The sequence below is a fragment of the Rufibacter roseolus genome (genome assembly GCF_017916365.1).
GTDB classification, from domain to species: Bacteria; Bacteroidota; Bacteroidia; order Cytophagales; family Hymenobacteraceae; genus Nibribacter; species Nibribacter roseolus.
Window position 1 is genome coordinate 92,749 of sequence record NZ_JAFMSU010000002.1, and the last position, 15,805, is coordinate 108,553.

Genomic DNA, 15,805 nt, shown 5'->3' on the forward strand with positions numbered 1-15,805 from the left:
ATGCGGGAACGGAGCAAAAGACAATCTCCCTATCCAAGGTGATAAAAGAGTTAGGCGACCATTATAAGGTAAACCTCAACTATGACAGTGAACTCCTGTCAAGAATCAAAACTGAGGCCGGTGCTCTGAAACCCATGAGCGGCAATTTGATTCAGGACATGGAAAGAATCCTGAAGCCTTATAACCTGAGTGCGGAAAAAGTGGGGGCCAATACTTTCGTCATCATTCCTGCACCTGGCCCAAATGTGCGTCCTAAAACAACCCTTCTTGAAAGCAACAAGGTGAAGGCAGACATCACCGTTACCGGCGAAGTAAAAGATGCGCAGGGAAATGGGTTGCCCGGGGTGACCGTGGTGGTGAAAGGTGTGGCGGGCATTGGCGTTACCACCGATGTAGAAGGTAGGTATTCCCTAAAATTGCCCAGCGGACTGGAAAGCGGGGTGCTTGTCTTCTCTTACATTGGGTTCAAAACGCAGGAAGTAGCAATAAGCAACAGAACCTCCATTAATGTAACCCTTCAGGAAGATGATCAGGCCCTGGGGGAAGTGGTGGTGGTTGGGTATGGAACGCAGCAGCGCACCAGTGTGGTAGGGGCAGTGGACCAGGTGACCTCAGCTGTGATTGAAGGGAAGCCCGCCATGACGGCAACGCAGGCTTTGCAAGGGGCTTCTCCCAACCTCATCATCCAACAGACCAGTTATGAGCCCGGTCAGTCCCCAAGTATAAATATCCGAGGCATCAGCACCTTGGGAAACAACAGTCCGTTGGTGGTGATTGACGGGATAGTAGGAGGAGATATTAACCTGTTAAATCCGAATGACATTGAAAGCGTTTCTGTTCTGAAGGATGCAGGGAGCGCCGCCATTTATGGTTCAAGAGCGGCTAACGGGGTAATTCTAATTACCACCAAAAAGGGGAAAAAGAATACCCGCCCAACGGTGACCTACAATGCATTGGTGGGTATCCAGGAACCCAAAGTTTTATACAAGCCGGTAAAAGGATATGAGAACGCTATTCTTAGAAGCCAGGCGACCGTAAACGCTGGGTTGCCACCCATCTACGGACCAGAAGACATCAGAAGATTTCAGGAGCAGGGTGACAATGAATGGTTTCTGAATACGATCCTGCAGGATGCTGTTCAGCAGAACCATAACCTGAGCTTATCCGGGGGAAGCGAAACTTCCACCTTTCTTATCTCAGCAGGAGTGGCAGACCAAAGAAGCAACCTTATAGGACCAAATTATGGGCATTCACGGTACAACTACCGCCTCAACCTGACCAGTGACTACGGGAAGTTGAAATTGACCAGCATACTGGCGTATACCCGCAGTCAGATCAAAGACCATTCCTCCTCCACCCAAACGCTTATTGTAGATGCCGGTAGGGTACCCACCTATTACCAGTTGAAAGATGAGCAAGGCCGCTATCTTACCAATGATGTCCTTTCTGAATTTAACCCTTTGGGCGTTTTGGAAAAAGGGGGCTACCGGAAGTACAACAACGATAATATTTTCGGGAACATCAACGCGGAGTTTGAATTGACCAAATCTTTTAAACTAAGAGGGGTGTTTGGCGGGAGCCTTGTCTCCAATCATCAGTTTGCCAGAACCATGCAGGTAGACTACTTCCCTAATGGAACTTCCGGCGCCAACCGGAATACCAATGATGAGAACAGCAAAAATCTATCGCTCAATACCCAGCTTTTAGCCGAGTTCAACAAAACGTTCTCGCAAGACCATGCCACCAATGTGTTAGTGGGTATTTCAAATGAATCTTACACCAGTCAAAGCAACGGCCTATTCAAAACCTATACTGATCCGGAATTGGGCACCCCTGTGTCTGGAACCATAGTAAGCACAGATTCCTATAATACAAACCAAAGAACAGTTGAAACGAGCCTGAACTCCCTGTTTGGGAGAGCCTCTTACTCTTTCAGAGACAAGTACTACGGGGAGGTCAGCTTCAGAGTAGACGGATCGTCCAAGTTCAACAGGAACAACAGGTGGGGCTTTTTCCCTTCCGTTTCCGCCGGTTATCGGATCAGTGAGGAGAGTTTCCTGACTGGCTATCGAGATAATATTGGGGATTTGAAATTGAGGGCTTCTTATGGGGTTTTGGGTAACCAGAGCGTGGGAGATTATCAGTACCTGACCACTTACTTTACTTACCAAAATGCCTATGGTTTTAACAATGCCGGCGTAGGCGGCACAGGCTTTGCGTTTGCTAACCCAGACATCCGGTGGGAGAAAGCAGCGACTTTCAACGCAGGAGTGGATGCAAGTTTCCTGAACAACGCGTTAACCCTGTCACTGGATTACTTCAATAAAATCACAAGTGACATCCTTATCCCGCCAAGCGTGCCAGGAGTTTATGGTGCCTCTCTTCCAACTTATAATGCCGGTAAGGTGGAAAATAAAGGTTGGGAGATCAACCTGAACTACCGGGTTTCCCATGGCAGCTTTGACCACTCTTTTTCCTTCAATCTTGGGGACTCTAAGAACAAGGTGCTCTATTTTGAAGGGAAAGAGCGCTTAACCGGGGCAGATGAGATGCAGGTGATTCTTAGAGAAGGGTTGCCTTACAACTCCTATGTGGGGCTGAAACGAGACGGCTATTTTCAGAACCTTGATGAAATTGAAAGAGGTCCCAAGCCCGCAGGGCTTAACCTGTCACCAGGCGACAACCGATATGTTGACGTGAATGGAGACAACATCATAGATGATAATGACAAGTTTGTTCTTGGGAACCCTTTTCCCCGCTACACCTTTGGCGCTACCTATAACCTGAGGTTCAAAGGATTTGACCTAAACGTTTTTTTCCAGGGAGTGGGGCAGCGGAGTACCTTCCTGAGAGGTGAGTTGGTGGAGCCTTTCCACTTTAATTACTCTCAGGTGATGTACCAGCACCAGCTTGATTTTTGGACTCCTCAGAACCCAGACGCCCGGTACCCACGACTTTCTGCCAGCGGAAGCCAATCAACCGAGAACAACTTCCGGAGGGGCTCAGATATGTACCTCTATGACGCCTCTTATGTAAGACTGAAGAACCTGCAGATTGGCTATACCCTGCCAACCTCGCTTATTGGTAAAATAGGAATGAAGTCCATGCGGGCTTATTTCTCCGGGCAGAATCTTTACACGCTCTCCAAGTTGAAATTCATAGATCCTGAAATCACCGAATTCAACAACAACCTCAGTAATTCTGGGGCAAACAGTGGAAGAGCATATCCTACGCCTGTCTACTATGGTTTTGGTCTAGATGTCACCTTCTAATAAAACAGCCACATGCATAAATTTTCCAAATTCATCTTTTGCCTTCTAGGGGTTGTGACCATCTCTTTTACGGCCTGCAACGACTTAGATCTGGTACCGGAGGATCGGTTCACGGATGCCAATTACTGGACTACTACTGAGAAGGTCAACAGTGTCCTGAACTCTGCCTATTCCCAGATGTACCGCAGTGACTACTTCTTCTACAATGAAGGCATGTCAGACAATGCCTACAATGGGAGAGGAGACCAAAACGGGGTGGCTTCCCTGGCCGCGGGGACCTATGACGCCTCCCTTGGCAGAATACGGGAAGAGTGGAATTTCCATTATGCCGGGATCAAGACCTGCCATATCTTTTTAGAGAATGTAGACAGGGTAGAGAACATGGATGCCACACTAAAGGACAGAATGAAAGCAGAGGCACGGTTCATCAGGGCTTTCCATTATTTCCAATTGTTGACCTGGTATGGAGACGTGCCCTTTTTCGACCACGATATATCAGTGGAAGAAGCCAAAACGATCTCCAGAACCCCACGGGCTCAGGTCTTGGAGTTTGTGTTGAATGAATTAACTCAGATTGCCGAGGCATTACCCATTAATACCGCTTATGCCGCGGCAGACAGGGGCAGAATCACCAAAGGCGCCGCCATAGCTTTGAAAGCCAGGGCCTTGTTGTATGAAGGCCGGTGGCAGGACGTGGTAACCACCTGCGAAACGCTGCTCAACAACAGCAATGGTACTTACAGTCTTTTCCCGTCTTACGAGGGAGTCTTTCTGCCCCAGAACGAAAACAACAGTGAAGTTATCCTGGATATCCAGTTTGTACCCGAGGTAAGGGCCCATAACCATTTCTTTGATATTGCCCCTTTGGCCGTGGGTGCCCGGCTGAATGCCCTTGCGCCCACCCAGGAACTGGTAGACAGCTATTTGACGGAAAACGGAAGAAGAATTCAGGAAACCGGGTCAGAGTATGACGAATCAGATCCTTACGATAATCGTGATCCTCGTTTCGCTTCTACCATTGTGTATCATGGCTATGAATGGAAAAGGGCAAACGGCACCACTGAAACCATTTACACCCAACCAGGATCTGATCCTGATGCCTCTGCCGTAGACGAGTACAAACCAGGGGGGGTGAGCTCGCCTACCGGGTATTACTTCAGAAAATACTATGACCCTACCTCTTCGGTGAATTTCCTGTCTGGGCTTAACCTCATCTTGATCCGGTACGCAGATGTCTTGTTGATGTACGCGGAAGCCAAGAATGAGCTGGGGCAAATGAATGAAACCATTTGGAACCAGACCATCAGAGCCCTCCGGGCCCGCGCAGGTTTCACTGATCCAGCAGCCTTAAACTACCCTGCAGTGGCCCAGGATGAGCTGAGAGCCATCATCAGAAACGAGCGCCGGATAGAGTTGGCGTTTGAAGGACTTCGGATTTTTGATATCCGCAGGTGGAGAATAGGGGGGCAGGTTTTAAACGGTTGGGCCCATGGCGCAAAGTTCGGTCCTTCTTCTGTTGACAATGGCTACATCAGAGTCAACCAAAGAACCTTTGACGAAAGCAGACACTACCTGTGGCCGATTCCCCGCGACGAAAGGGCGCTTAATCCAAATCTTACCCAAAACCCTAATTGGTAATTGTTTCTCCATTTTAACCCTCTATCCATCTCTATATGAAAAATTCACTTTTCCTTCATTTCCTTTCCTGGGCGGCAGCATTGTTGTTTTTAACAAGCTGTGAAGATGATAAAGAACTGGACCATACCCAGGTAACCGAGGTGAGCAATCTGTTCACGCCTGAAAACAACACCTTCATAAAATTGGAGCCAGCCTCCGGTAGCGCTGTGTTTGAATGGGCTCAGGCAAAGGCAGAAGACAACGGAATCGTCTTCTATGAAGTGGTCTTCGACAAAGAGGCCGGAGACTTCTCTGACCCTATCTACAGCATCAAGTCTGATGGCAACGGGATTGGCAACACCCTTACCATGAGCTATTCCAGCCTGAACCAAATCGCGAAAATGGCCGGCATTGCCTCCCAAAGCAAAGGGAAAATCAAATGGACCGTTTTCTCCTCAAAAGGAATAAATGTGAAGAAATCCACGGTTTCCCACTTGCTGGAACTAGAACGTCCTGCCGGTTTCGCGGAGATTCCTTCTGCCTTGTACATTACGGGTTCTGCCTCTGAGGGCGGCGAAACCCTTAGTGAAGCCATTCCTTTCAAACAGACGCAATCTGGGGTGTTTGAGATTTATACCTCGCTGAAGGCTGGTACTTACAATTTCGCTTCGGGCAATACCGGAACACCAATCACATACTCCATCAACAACGGCAGAATGGTAGAGGGCGGCACCACCACGGTTACCGGAGATACCAAAGTGTACCGGATCAGATTGAACCTTAACAACGCCTCTGCTGAGTTTACCGAAATCAAGTCCTTAGGTCTATGGTTCTCCGCGGACAATAAGATCTGGTATGACCTGCCCTATGCCGGCAAAGGCACCTGGGAAATCAAGAACGCTCCGGTGGAATTCAAGCAGGAAGGCTGGGGCCGCGATGAGCGTTATAAATTCCGGTTTACAGTACTGAACGCGGCCGGAGAAGAGTCCCAGGAGTGGTATGGCAGCCAGAACAGTGACAATAGCCGGCCTAACAGCAATACCGCTCTTTCTTACTGGTATATGTTCCCGGTGAACAGTTCCCAGTATGATTACTCCTTCAAATTCAATGAGAGCGCTGACCGCAAGAACGCTGATATCAAAGTGGATTTCAGTGCGACAGCAGATCAGTACACCCATTCTGTTATCGTGAAATAAATCCTGGTTCTTCCCCAGCCCTGGCACTGTGATCAGGAAAAGGGTTGGGGAAGTCCCTTACGTTTTAAGCCTCTTTTTATGAAAACAATACATTTTCAACGCATCCTGTGCATTGGCTTGATGGCCGTGTTAGGGGTTTTCAGCTCCTGTGAAGAGGAGCCCTTCCCGCTGTATGACCGTGACTCTGAAGTGGTGGTGTACGATTGGGCAGCCACCGCAGACTCTCTGCAGGATAAAACCTACAGTACTTTCCTCTCTGCAGATGGCAAGTATTTCATCCAGAACAATACCGGCAACACCAATTTTAATTACTGGTGGAATGCCCATGCCCTGGATGCGTTGGTAGATGCTTACCAAAGAACCAAGGAAGCGGTCTATGTGCAGCGCATGAAATCCCTGCTGAACGGCATCAAAGACAAAAACAATGGCGCCCTGCCCAACGAGTTTTATGATGACATGGAGTGGCTCGCCCTTTCCAGCCTTCGGGCGTATGATGCCACCAAAGATCCCGCTTTTCTGGAGGCAACCACCTTGCTGTGGCAAGACATTAAAACTGGCTTGAATGCAAACCAGGGCGGCGGTATTGCCTGGAAGAAAACCCAGCTGGATTACAAAAACACCCCCGCCAATGCCCCGGCCATCATTTTGGCCTCAAGGCTGTACCAACTGCAGAAGAAGCAGGAGGACCTCGACTTGGCCAAAACCCTTTACACTTGGCTGAAGTCTACTTTGGTGGACCCGTCTACCGGAATTGTTTGGGATGGAATTAACAGAACCGGGAATGGCCAGGTAGACAAGAACTGGATCTTTACCTACAACCAGGGCGTGTTCATAGGCGCGGCGGAAGAGCTGTTCAAAGCCACTGGTGACCAGGCCTACTTAACAGATGCCGTACGCACCGCCAACAGCACCATCAACAGCACCGAGCTAGCGCCAGGTGGTTTGTTAAGAAGCGAAAACCAGGGAGACGGTGGCCTTTTCAAAGGAATCTTGGTGCGGTACCTGGCCCGTTTGATTGAACAGCCCAATGTGGCACAGGTGGAAAAGGCGAAATACATCAACTTTCTGAAATACAACGCCGAAACGCTCTATGCTAAAGGCATCCGGAGGCCCGCCCTCATGATAAGCCCCGACTGGAAAAATATGCCTGGTGAATCCACTGATTTTTCTACCCAGCTTTCTGGGCTCATGCTCTTGGAGGCCATGGCGAGGTTGGATGAATTGAACCTCCTTGACTAAAAGGGACTGAGCTGGCAACGCAAGTTCAAGAGCAGCCCAGAAGCCAAAGGATCGGCGTCCATTTTCCAGATTTTACATTCAGAATTTTCATTAGCGTACAACCAAAATGAATAGAAGAACCTTTATTCAGAGTTCGGCTTTGGTGGGAGCCGGCGTGCTTTTTAACCCCCAGTTTCTCTTCGCCTCGGCAGAATTCCCGGTAGTCCGGGTACCTGCGGCGAAGCGTAATTTCCAGAGTAAGTCAGTTGACCAGGCCATTGCAGAATTTGCGAAGAACGTCAAGGACAAGGAATTAAGCTGGCTGTTCCAGAACTGTTTCCCCAGTACTTTAGATACAACGGTAACGCACAAAATGGAAGCCGGAAAACCAGACACCTATGTCATCACCGGTGATATTGATGCCATGTGGTTGCGTGACAGCTCGGCGCAGGTGTGGCCTTATCTGCAGTTTGCAAACAAAGACGAAAAGTTAAAGCAACTGATTGCCGGCGTCATTAACCGCCAAACCCGGTGTATCCTGAAAGACCCTTACGCCAACGCGTTCTACGGCGATGATGCCAAAGTAGGGGAATGGAAGACCGATCACACCGACATGAAACCTGGCGTGCACGAGCGTAAGTGGGAGATAGATTCGCTATGTTACCCCATCAGGCTGGCCTACCACTACTGGAAAACCACTAATGACACCAAACCCTTCGGCACCGAGTGGCAGCAGGCGGTGAAAACAACGCTCAAGACCTTTAAAGAGCAGCAGCGCAAGGTAGACCTGGGTCCTTACAAGTTCCAGCGCACAACCCAGTTTGCCACTGACACGCTGTCCATGGCCGGGTATGGAAACCCTGTGAACCCAGTAGGTTTGATATGCTCCTCCTTTAGGCCCAGTGATGATGCCACGGTATACTCCTTTCTGGTACCGTCTAACTTTTTCGCCGTTGTGAGTTTACGGCAGGCCGCCGAGATGATGGACAAAATCGCCAAGGATCAAAAGACAGCTAATGACATGACTGCTTTGGCAAAAGAAGTGGAAGCTGCCTTGAAGGACCATGCCATCATTGACCATCCAAAACACGGCAAGCTCTATGCGTTTGAAGTGGACGGGTTCGGGAACCACTACCTGATGGACGATGCCAACGTGCCTAGTCTTCTGTCCTTGCCGTACCTGGGGGCCATCAGCGTTTCTGACCCCATTTATCAAAATACCCGCAAATTCGTCTTGTCTACGAGCAACCCGTTCTTCTACAAAGGCAAAGCCGGGGAAGGAGTAGGAGGACCCCACGTGGGCAAAGACATGATCTGGCCCATGGCCATTATCATGAGAGGCCTCACCAGCACCAGCCAGGAGGAGATCAAGACGTGTATCAACATGCTGAAGAACACGCACGGGGGAACTGGTTTCATGCACGAGAGCTTCCACAAAGACGACCCTAATAAATTCAGCCGTTCCTGGTTTGCCTGGGCCAACACCCTGTTCGGGGAACTGCTCTGGAAAACCTACCAGGAAACGCCCAAGCTCCTGGCTTAAAGCTGGGTTTTACCAGGTGAGGATTGCAGGAAGGGCCCCCACCTTCCTGCTTTCCGAACCTTTTTCCTTCTGATGTGAGACCTATCTCGTTGCCTTTCTGCAACGGAGGGTCTTGCGCTGCAATTCCTCCAGTGCCTGTATTTTGAATTTGGCTTACCGTTGATCTGGTGAACGGCTCGTTCCCTTTGAGTTAAACCAGCATTTTGCAAAAGCCATAAACTATTAACCATTCCCCCTGATGAATACCTTGAAAAGTGCTTTGATCTTGTTGGTGGCTATCTTCATCTGCTCTTGTGCTAAAACGATAAAGCTAAGCGCTGAGAAGAAGGATATTACTAAATCAACCGAGAAAGGCTACACCCAGTACGTAAACACCTTTATCGGCACGGCTCCTTTGCAGGACCCAAAAATTATTGGCTATAATCCTCCTGAGGGCTGGCGCGTATGGGCCGGGCTGGTGTACCCGGGAAGTTCCCTTCCCAATGCCATGGTCCAGTTAAGCCCTATCACCGAGTATGGCTCCGGGGCGGGGTATGAGTATGAAGACACCCTTATCTACGCCTTCACGCACACGAACAAAGGCCATTGGAACCTCTGCAACATACCCGTGCTGCCCGTCACCGGAAGCACCCAGGGCAAAGATGCGTTTTACTCAAGGTATTCGCATGACCAGGAGAAGGCCGCACCGGGTTTTTACGGCGTTTTTCTGAAAGACTACCAAATCCAGGCAAACCTGACTTCCACCCTTAGGGCTGGCTTTCACCAATATACCTATCCCTCAAGCAAAGACCGCAGCATTGTGTTTGACCTGGCCAAAGCCAATAACCCCGTCAGGAAGTGGAGCATCCAGCAGGTAGGCAACAATGCCGTGCAGGGGCACCAGGATGTAGGGGAAAAGATATACTTCTACGCCACCCTCAGCACAGAACTGAGCAGCCTGGAGAAAAGAGGCGAGAACACCAAAAACGGGATAGCTATTCTACACCTCAAGGACGGCGGCAATGCTACCGTTGACATGCGCATCGGGCTTTCTTTTGTGAGCGTGGAAAACGCCAAACAGAACCTGGAAAGCGAAATAGGAAACAAAACCTTCGCTACCATCAGAAATGAGGCGAATATCACCTGGGAGAACCTGCTATCAAAAATTCAGGTGAAAGGGGGCACAGCCAAACAGAAACAACTTTTCTATACCTCTTTGTACCGGTCTTTTCTCTGGCCTGCCTTACGCAGTGACACCAATGGTGAGTATACAGACGCAAAAGGAAACAGAACGAAAGCCGATTTCAACTACTACACCGAACCATCCCTTTGGGACACCTACCGGAATAACCTCATTTTACTGGGCATTGTTTCGCCTGAGGTAACGGTAGATGTGATAAAGTCGCTCAAAGACGTGGGCGATAAAACCGGCTTCATTCCTACCTTTTTCCACGGAGACCATGCCGCCCCTTTTATCGCCGGATCTTATGCCAGAGGCTTAGACGGTTTTGATGTGAAAGCCACCTATAACCTGCTCCTGCGAAACGCCAACGTAGAAGGCGGGGCGAGGCCTTACATCACCGAGTACATCCAGAAAGGCTTTATCTCTGACCCCGATGTGGCCAACCCCCACGTGGAGACCAAGGCCAAGGCCGGTGTTTCCAAAACCCTGGAATATGCCTATGATGATTATTCCCTCGCTCAGCTTGCCAAAGCCCTAGGCGATACGGCAAATTACCGGGTGCTCATGAAACGGTCTCAGAACTACCGCAACATGTTCGATACCAAAACCAGGTTCATGCGAGGCCGGTTGGCCAACGGTGACTGGATCAAGAATTTCAATCCGCAGTATCCTTACTACGAGTACATGTACCGCGAGGCGAATGCCTGGCAAGTCTCTTTCTTCGCCCTGCACGACATGAAAGGACTGATAGGTTTGTACGGTGGCCCGAAACCTTTTGAGGCAAAGCTGGATTCCTTGTTCACCCTGCCCTGGAACCCCAACTACATCGCCAGAAACGTGGAAAGCATGATCGGGCAGTACTGCCACGGTAACCAACCTGACCACGAAGCGCCGTTTTCCTACTACTTCATAAATAAACCCGAAAAATCGCAGCAGATGATTGACCGCATCATGAACGATCTCTACGGGATAGGAGAGGACGGATTAGCGCTCTGCGGCATGGACGACTCCGGAGAGATGTCTTCCTGGTATGTCTTCAATGCCCTGGGCCTGTACCCGTTCTCCCCCGCCGATGATGAGTACCTGGTCACCGTGCCCATCTTTGATGAAGTACGCTGGAAATTGCCCAACGGCAAAGAGGTTATGATCAAGAAGTCAGGGGAAGACCGTGCCTTGAAATCTATTCTGGTGAATGACAAAGCCCAGAAAGGGTATTTCGTTTCCCATGACCTGTTCCGGAATGGCGGCAACTTAGGCGTAGTCACAGGCAATTGATTCTAAGCCTCAGAAGGCCAAAAAGATGCCAGTCATCTGAAGGTGTTTTAGGCTTGTTTTCCGGAAACCGGGTAAAAAACACCTAAAAGCAATATGTTTCATCTAGTCGTGGAGAAGGTCTTTTATAACAAGATCCTGACTTTAATTCATCATCTATGGATCCTACAACAGTAGTGGGCATTGACGTAGGGGGCTCGCACATCACCGCCGCGTTGGTGAATCTGGGAACGAGCGCCCTGGTAGCGGGGTGTTACGTGCGGAAGGAAATCAACACCCAGGGCAGCGTGGCTGAGATCATTGGCGATTGGTGCGAGGTCATCCGGCAGGCTGCCGGCGTCAGCCATTCCTCCCCCGGGAAAATAGGCATTGCCATGCCAGGCCCGTTTGATTACCCCAATGGCGTCTCCCTCATCAAGGGCCAAAATAAATACGATATCCTCTACAAGCTGAACGTGAAGGAACTGCTGGCCGAGAGGCTCATGATGCGGCAGGAGGACATTCGATTCCTAAATGACGCGGAGTGTTTCCTGCTGGGAGAGGTGTTCTGCGGCGCAGCGCGGGGCGCCGAAGAGGTGCTGGGGCTCACGTTGGGCACCGGCCTGGGCTCCGCCTGGTGCCACCACGGCAAAGTGGCGGACGCGGACCTGTGGAACTCGCCCTTCAAGGAGGGCATCGCCGAGGATTACCTGTCCACACGCTGGTTCGTGGGTCGGTTCTTTGAACTCACCGGCCAAGAAGTGAAAGGCGTGAAGGAATTGGTTGCCTTGGCACCCGAAGACCAAACCGTGCAGACCGTTTTCGATGAGTTCGGGCGGAACCTGGCAGATTTTATCGAAACGGCCCTGAAACGCCAGGATGCGGCGGTGGTGGTCATCGGGGGCAACATCTCCAAAGCCTTTCACCTGTTCTCCGCAGAGCTGGAGAAGCACCTGCAAAGTGCGGGCCTGTCCATACCTATCCGGGTGGCGGAGCTGGGGGAGGAGTCGGCTCTGATCGGGGCGGCCAGCTCCTGGAAAACTAGTCTGGAGGTGAAAACGGAAGCCGTGAATCCTTTGGGAAAATAAGGTTTACCCTTTTATTGCCAGATAGCCCAATTGTACCGTCGGCAACCGTATCTAACACCAGACTGAGTTAAGAAAGTATAGCTAACAGGTTCCCGAAAAGCCAGGTAGGAGAACCCTGCGGGCAGTTTCTGGAATCTTGCTTTATTTTTGGAAAGCGGCCAAAAGCGGGAGGAGGAGCAGATCTTGTCAGACTTCTTTTATCTAGCTTAAGGTAGGTTCTAAAACAAAAAAGCCCTGCAAACTTTCGTTTACAAGGCTTTCTGAGTACCCAGGGCCGGAGTCGAACCGGCACATCCGTGAAGATATTGGTGTTTGAGACCAACGCGTCTACCGATTCCGCCACCTGGGCATTTGCTCCTTTTCGGTAGATTCTGAAAAACGAGGCGTGAAACGCTTTATCTGTCAGAAGAGGATGCAAACTTATTCAATGATTCCTTTATACGCAAGAGGTAGCGCTGCTTTAGGTAGTAATTTTTTACCTCCTTCAGGGCTTCTGCCTGAGCGTCAGGGGGTAAATTTTCATACTTTTCCAGCACGGGCCAGATATGGGCCTTCAGGAAACCCTCAATTTCGTTTGTTTGGTCAGAGACAATCTTGAACTGTACAGAATCATAGTCCATCTCCAGTTCCATGAGTTGCTCGTTCAGCTCCATCACCTCCATCAGGAAATCCTTCGGCAAGTCATTCTGGCCGCCTTCTTCCAGCAGACCGTGCTGCTCCAGAATGTACTGCATGCGGCGGTCAAAATTAGAGAGGGTGCGGTAGGCATTGGTGTTGAGGGTAGACTTCTCCAGAATCTCCTGCTGCTTTTCGGGTGATTCCAGGGTATAAAAATCGGGGTGGAATTCGCGACTCAGGGCGTAATACTTGGTCTGGATGGCTTTCTCGTCGGGCAGAAAACTTTCCGGTATCTGGTAGAATTGGAAGTAGTTCAAAGTATAAGGTTGGCGCTAGAAGTGAGACAATAAATACAAGACGCAAAAAACAGGGTAGAAGATATATCTGTTTTTGCGTTACACCTCGGCAGGCCTAAAGGAGAAAGCCTGCGCCGGCTCAGAGAACAAGGCTTTGGTAGGTTTCCAAACGCTGCCAAACAACTCAGATTTACGGTAATTGTTCAGCGCCTCGTCTGAGTCCCAGAGACTGTAGGTGCTGTACACATGGGGCAAATGGTAATCCTGCAGCAACTCCACGCTTCTACACCCCGGAAACGCCCCTATCTTATCTCTGGAAGCCTTGAAGATCTCCAGAAACGCCGGCACCTTCTCCTCCACAAACGTCATCCGCACTACTCGTATCAGCATTTTTTATAATTAGGAATTAGGAATTAGGAATTAGGAATTAGTTTTTTTCGCTACTCGTTGCGGCCTAAGTAAATTATTAGAAATGGGAATAGAAGAGGAGTGCCTTGGCGCGTTCCCCCATTCTTAATTCTTAATTCCCAATTCTTAATTAAACTGGATCTGGCGCGAAGCGGATGTCTACCGGAGAGTCAAAGTACATGCCCAGTAACTCAGAGGCGTGCCCTTTGTTGATGCCAATGGTAAGGTATCCCTGCCGGTTGAACAGGGCTACGCTATCGCCCTCGTTGGGTTGGCTGAAGCGGGTGCTCAGGCGGTCAATGACCTCGCGGTTGAAGTGGATGGTAAACGGGCGGCCATGGCCGATGGCGTCTACGCTCTCCTGGGTGATATCGGTGATGAGGTTGCCGTAATGGTCTACGTGTACCACGTGCCCGGTGATGGAGTGGTCATTGAGGCGGAGCTGGCGGTTGATGAGCTGCACCATACCGTCGGCGAGTTCACCTACCTCGGCCATGGTGGCACCCTGGGCTAAAGCTACCGCGGCCGGCACCATGATATCCCGGGCCGGGGAAGATGAATCCGGCACTATGGGCAAATCCACCAGCTGCTCTGGATCGCCGTCTGTGAGGAGCGAGAGCAGGCCGTTGTCGGCGCAGACAAAATAATGTCCTTTATGACGGGCCACCTGGTATCTGCCGCTGCGGGTGCCGTGCGTGTCTACGGCAATCAGGTGCACGGTTCCCTGCGGGAAGTCCTGGAAAACGGAGTGAATCACATGGTAGCCGTGGGCAATATTGAAGGGTTCTACGTGATGTGAGATATCTACAATTATCTGCGCCGGGTTGATAGTCAGGATCTTAGCTTTGACGGCGGCCACATAGTGGTCTGTGGTGCCAAAATCCGACATTAACGTGAGAATTCCCATGGGAACGGTTGGTCAAAAGAACTTTAATATTTCTAAAATTGTCTTATAACAAATCTACTATATTTTCAGTAGATTGGTTTAAAAACCACCTATATAAACAGAAATAGCCTTTGGTAGAAAAAACTATAACCCTGGAAAATATATCGTTGATAGACTTCCTGGGACTGGAAAACCAGAATATAAAACAGTTGGCCGCCGCTTTCCCAAGCAGCAAAATCATTTCCCGCGGCAACGAGATTAAGATCCAGGGGCAAACCCCTGAGATCACCAAAATTCACGAAATTCTTTCCTCTCTTATTGAGCATTACCACCAATACGGGAAAATCACGGACAAGAGCGTACACAAATTTTTGGCCGCCGATAATGATTTTGAGGATGATGTGGTCATCACCTCTCCGGATGTGATTGTGTACGGCAGCAAGGGCGGCGTGATCAAAGCCAAGACCCCCAGCCAGCACAAACTGGTAGAGGCCGTGGCCAAGAATGACTTGGTGTTCGCGCTGGGGCCTGCCGGTACGGGTAAAACCTTTATCTCTGTGGCCATGGCCGTGCGGGCGCTCAAAAACAAAGAGGTGAAAAAGATCATCATCTCCCGTCCGGTAGTGGAAGCAGGAGAGAGCCTCGGGTTCTTGCCCGGCGACATGAAAGACAAAGTGGATCCGTATCTGCGGCCTATCTACGATGCCCTGGAAGAGATGATCCCGGTAGAGAAGCTGAAGTACTACTATGAAAACAAAATCATAGAGATAGCTCCTCTGGCCTACATGCGCGGGCGTACCCTCAACAACGCTTTTGTGCTGCTGGACGAGGCCCAGAACACCACGCCTATGCAGATCAAGATGTTCATGACGCGTATGGGGCCTACCTCCAAGGTGATGATCAACGGAGACCGCACCCAGATTGACTTGCCGCGTAACCAGCGCTCAGGTTTAATTGAGGCAATGACGGTGCTCAAAGACATCAAAGGCATCGGGTTTGTGGAAATGCAGGCCGAGGACGTGGTGCGTCACCGTCTGGTGAAGTCCATTGTGGAAGCCTATACAAAGTTTGACGACAAGCGCCAGAAAGAGCGCGAGGAACGCGAGAAGAACGGTGATTATGAACTGCAGGATGCCCCGCGCCGCCGGCAGAACTTCCGCCGTCACGACGACTAATTTCTAATTACGGCAAAGATGCCTTCTCCTCTGGGGAAATGCGTCTTTGCCGTTTTTTATGAATTCCTTGGTGTG

11 protein-coding genes and 1 tRNA gene are annotated in these 15,805 nt (G+C 50.1%); 8 read left to right on the plus strand and 4 right to left on the minus strand.

Features of this window, described 5'->3' with window-relative positions; genetic code table 11:
* Positions 1-38 precede the first annotated feature (38 nt).
* From J3P35_RS09425 to J3P35_RS09455, 7 genes are all read left to right on the plus strand, one after another.
* Positions 39-3,272, plus strand: coding sequence for a SusC/RagA family TonB-linked outer membrane protein (locus tag J3P35_RS09425; RefSeq protein ID WP_317195366.1), 3,234 nt, complete (start codon positions 39-41; stop codon positions 3,270-3,272).
* 12 nt (positions 3,273-3,284) lie between these two features.
* Positions 3,285-4,910 carry a RagB/SusD family nutrient uptake outer membrane protein gene (locus J3P35_RS09430; protein WP_210464292.1) on the plus strand — a complete coding sequence of 542 codons (1,626 nt, stop codon included), beginning with the start codon at positions 3,285-3,287 and terminating at the stop codon, positions 4,908-4,910.
* Positions 4,911-4,945: 35 nt separating this feature from the next.
* The gene (locus tag J3P35_RS09435; protein WP_210464294.1) at positions 4,946-6,085 is read left to right on the plus strand and encodes a SusE domain-containing protein; all 1,140 of its coding nucleotides are present in this window, start codon (positions 4,946-4,948) and stop codon (positions 6,083-6,085) included.
* A gap of 78 nt (positions 6,086-6,163) precedes the next feature.
* On the plus strand, positions 6,164-7,324 hold the full coding sequence (locus J3P35_RS09440) for a glycoside hydrolase family 76 protein (protein WP_210464297.1): 1,161 nt from the start codon (positions 6,164-6,166) through the stop codon (positions 7,322-7,324).
* Positions 7,325-7,430: 106 nt separating this feature from the next.
* Positions 7,431-8,846, plus strand: a complete 1,416-nt coding sequence (locus tag J3P35_RS09445; RefSeq protein ID WP_210464299.1) for a glycoside hydrolase family 125 protein — start codon at positions 7,431-7,433, stop codon at positions 8,844-8,846.
* Between the two features lie 238 nt (positions 8,847-9,084).
* Entirely contained in the window at positions 9,085-11,283 is a 2,199-nt protein-coding gene (locus J3P35_RS09450) for a GH92 family glycosyl hydrolase (protein WP_210464302.1), read from the plus strand.
* Positions 11,284-11,438: 155 nt separating this feature from the next.
* A complete protein-coding gene (locus J3P35_RS09455) occupies positions 11,439-12,347 on the plus strand; it encodes an ROK family protein (protein ID WP_210464304.1) in 909 nt (302 codons plus the stop codon).
* 265 nt (positions 12,348-12,612) lie between these two features.
* On the opposite strand, the gene J3P35_RS09460 is transcribed toward J3P35_RS09455, so the two are convergent.
* The 4 genes from J3P35_RS09460 to J3P35_RS09475 all read right to left on the minus strand — a co-directional run bounded on the left by J3P35_RS09460 (position 12,613) and on the right by J3P35_RS09475 (position 14,576).
* A tRNA-Leu gene (locus tag J3P35_RS09460) sits at positions 12,613-12,696 on the minus strand.
* 46 nt (positions 12,697-12,742) lie between these two features.
* Entirely contained in the window at positions 12,743-13,282 is a 540-nt protein-coding gene (locus tag J3P35_RS09465; protein ID WP_210464306.1) for an iron-sulfur cluster co-chaperone HscB C-terminal domain-containing protein, read from the minus strand.
* A 78-nt stretch (positions 13,283-13,360) separates the two neighbouring features.
* The gene (locus J3P35_RS09470; protein ID WP_210464308.1) at positions 13,361-13,651 is read right to left on the minus strand and encodes a putative quinol monooxygenase; all 291 of its coding nucleotides are present in this window, start codon (positions 13,649-13,651) and stop codon (positions 13,361-13,363) included.
* Positions 13,652-13,799: 148 nt separating this feature from the next.
* Positions 13,800-14,576, minus strand: coding sequence for an SAM hydrolase/SAM-dependent halogenase family protein (locus J3P35_RS09475; protein ID WP_210464310.1), 777 nt, complete (start codon positions 14,574-14,576; stop codon positions 13,800-13,802).
* A gap of 110 nt (positions 14,577-14,686) precedes the next feature.
* Between J3P35_RS09475 and J3P35_RS09480 the strand changes: the two genes are divergently transcribed.
* Positions 14,687-15,730 (plus strand): PhoH family protein, encoded by a 1,044-nt coding sequence (locus J3P35_RS09480; RefSeq protein ID WP_210464312.1) that lies wholly within the window; start codon positions 14,687-14,689, stop codon positions 15,728-15,730.
* Positions 15,731-15,805: the final 75 nt, after the last annotated feature.

Coding starts and splice junctions, on each gene's coding strand:
- J3P35_RS09430 (WP_210464292.1), top strand. CDS start 3,285: ATGCATAAATTTTCCAAATTCATCTTTTGCCTTCTAGGGGTTGTGACC.
- J3P35_RS09435 (WP_210464294.1), top strand. CDS start 4,946: ATGAAAAATTCACTTTTCCTTCATTTCCTTTCCTGGGCGGCAGCATTG.
- J3P35_RS09440 (WP_210464297.1), top strand. CDS start 6,164: ATGAAAACAATACATTTTCAACGCATCCTGTGCATTGGCTTGATGGCC.
- J3P35_RS09445 (WP_210464299.1), top strand. CDS start 7,431: ATGAATAGAAGAACCTTTATTCAGAGTTCGGCTTTGGTGGGAGCCGGC.
- J3P35_RS09450 (WP_210464302.1), top strand. CDS start 9,085: ATGAATACCTTGAAAAGTGCTTTGATCTTGTTGGTGGCTATCTTCATC.
- J3P35_RS09455 (WP_210464304.1), top strand. CDS start 11,439: ATGGATCCTACAACAGTAGTGGGCATTGACGTAGGGGGCTCGCACATC.
- J3P35_RS09470 (WP_210464308.1), bottom strand. CDS start 13,651: ATGCTGATACGAGTAGTGCGGATGACGTTTGTGGAGGAGAAGGTGCCG.
- J3P35_RS09475 (WP_210464310.1), bottom strand. CDS start 14,576: ATGGGAATTCTCACGTTAATGTCGGATTTTGGCACCACAGACCACTAT.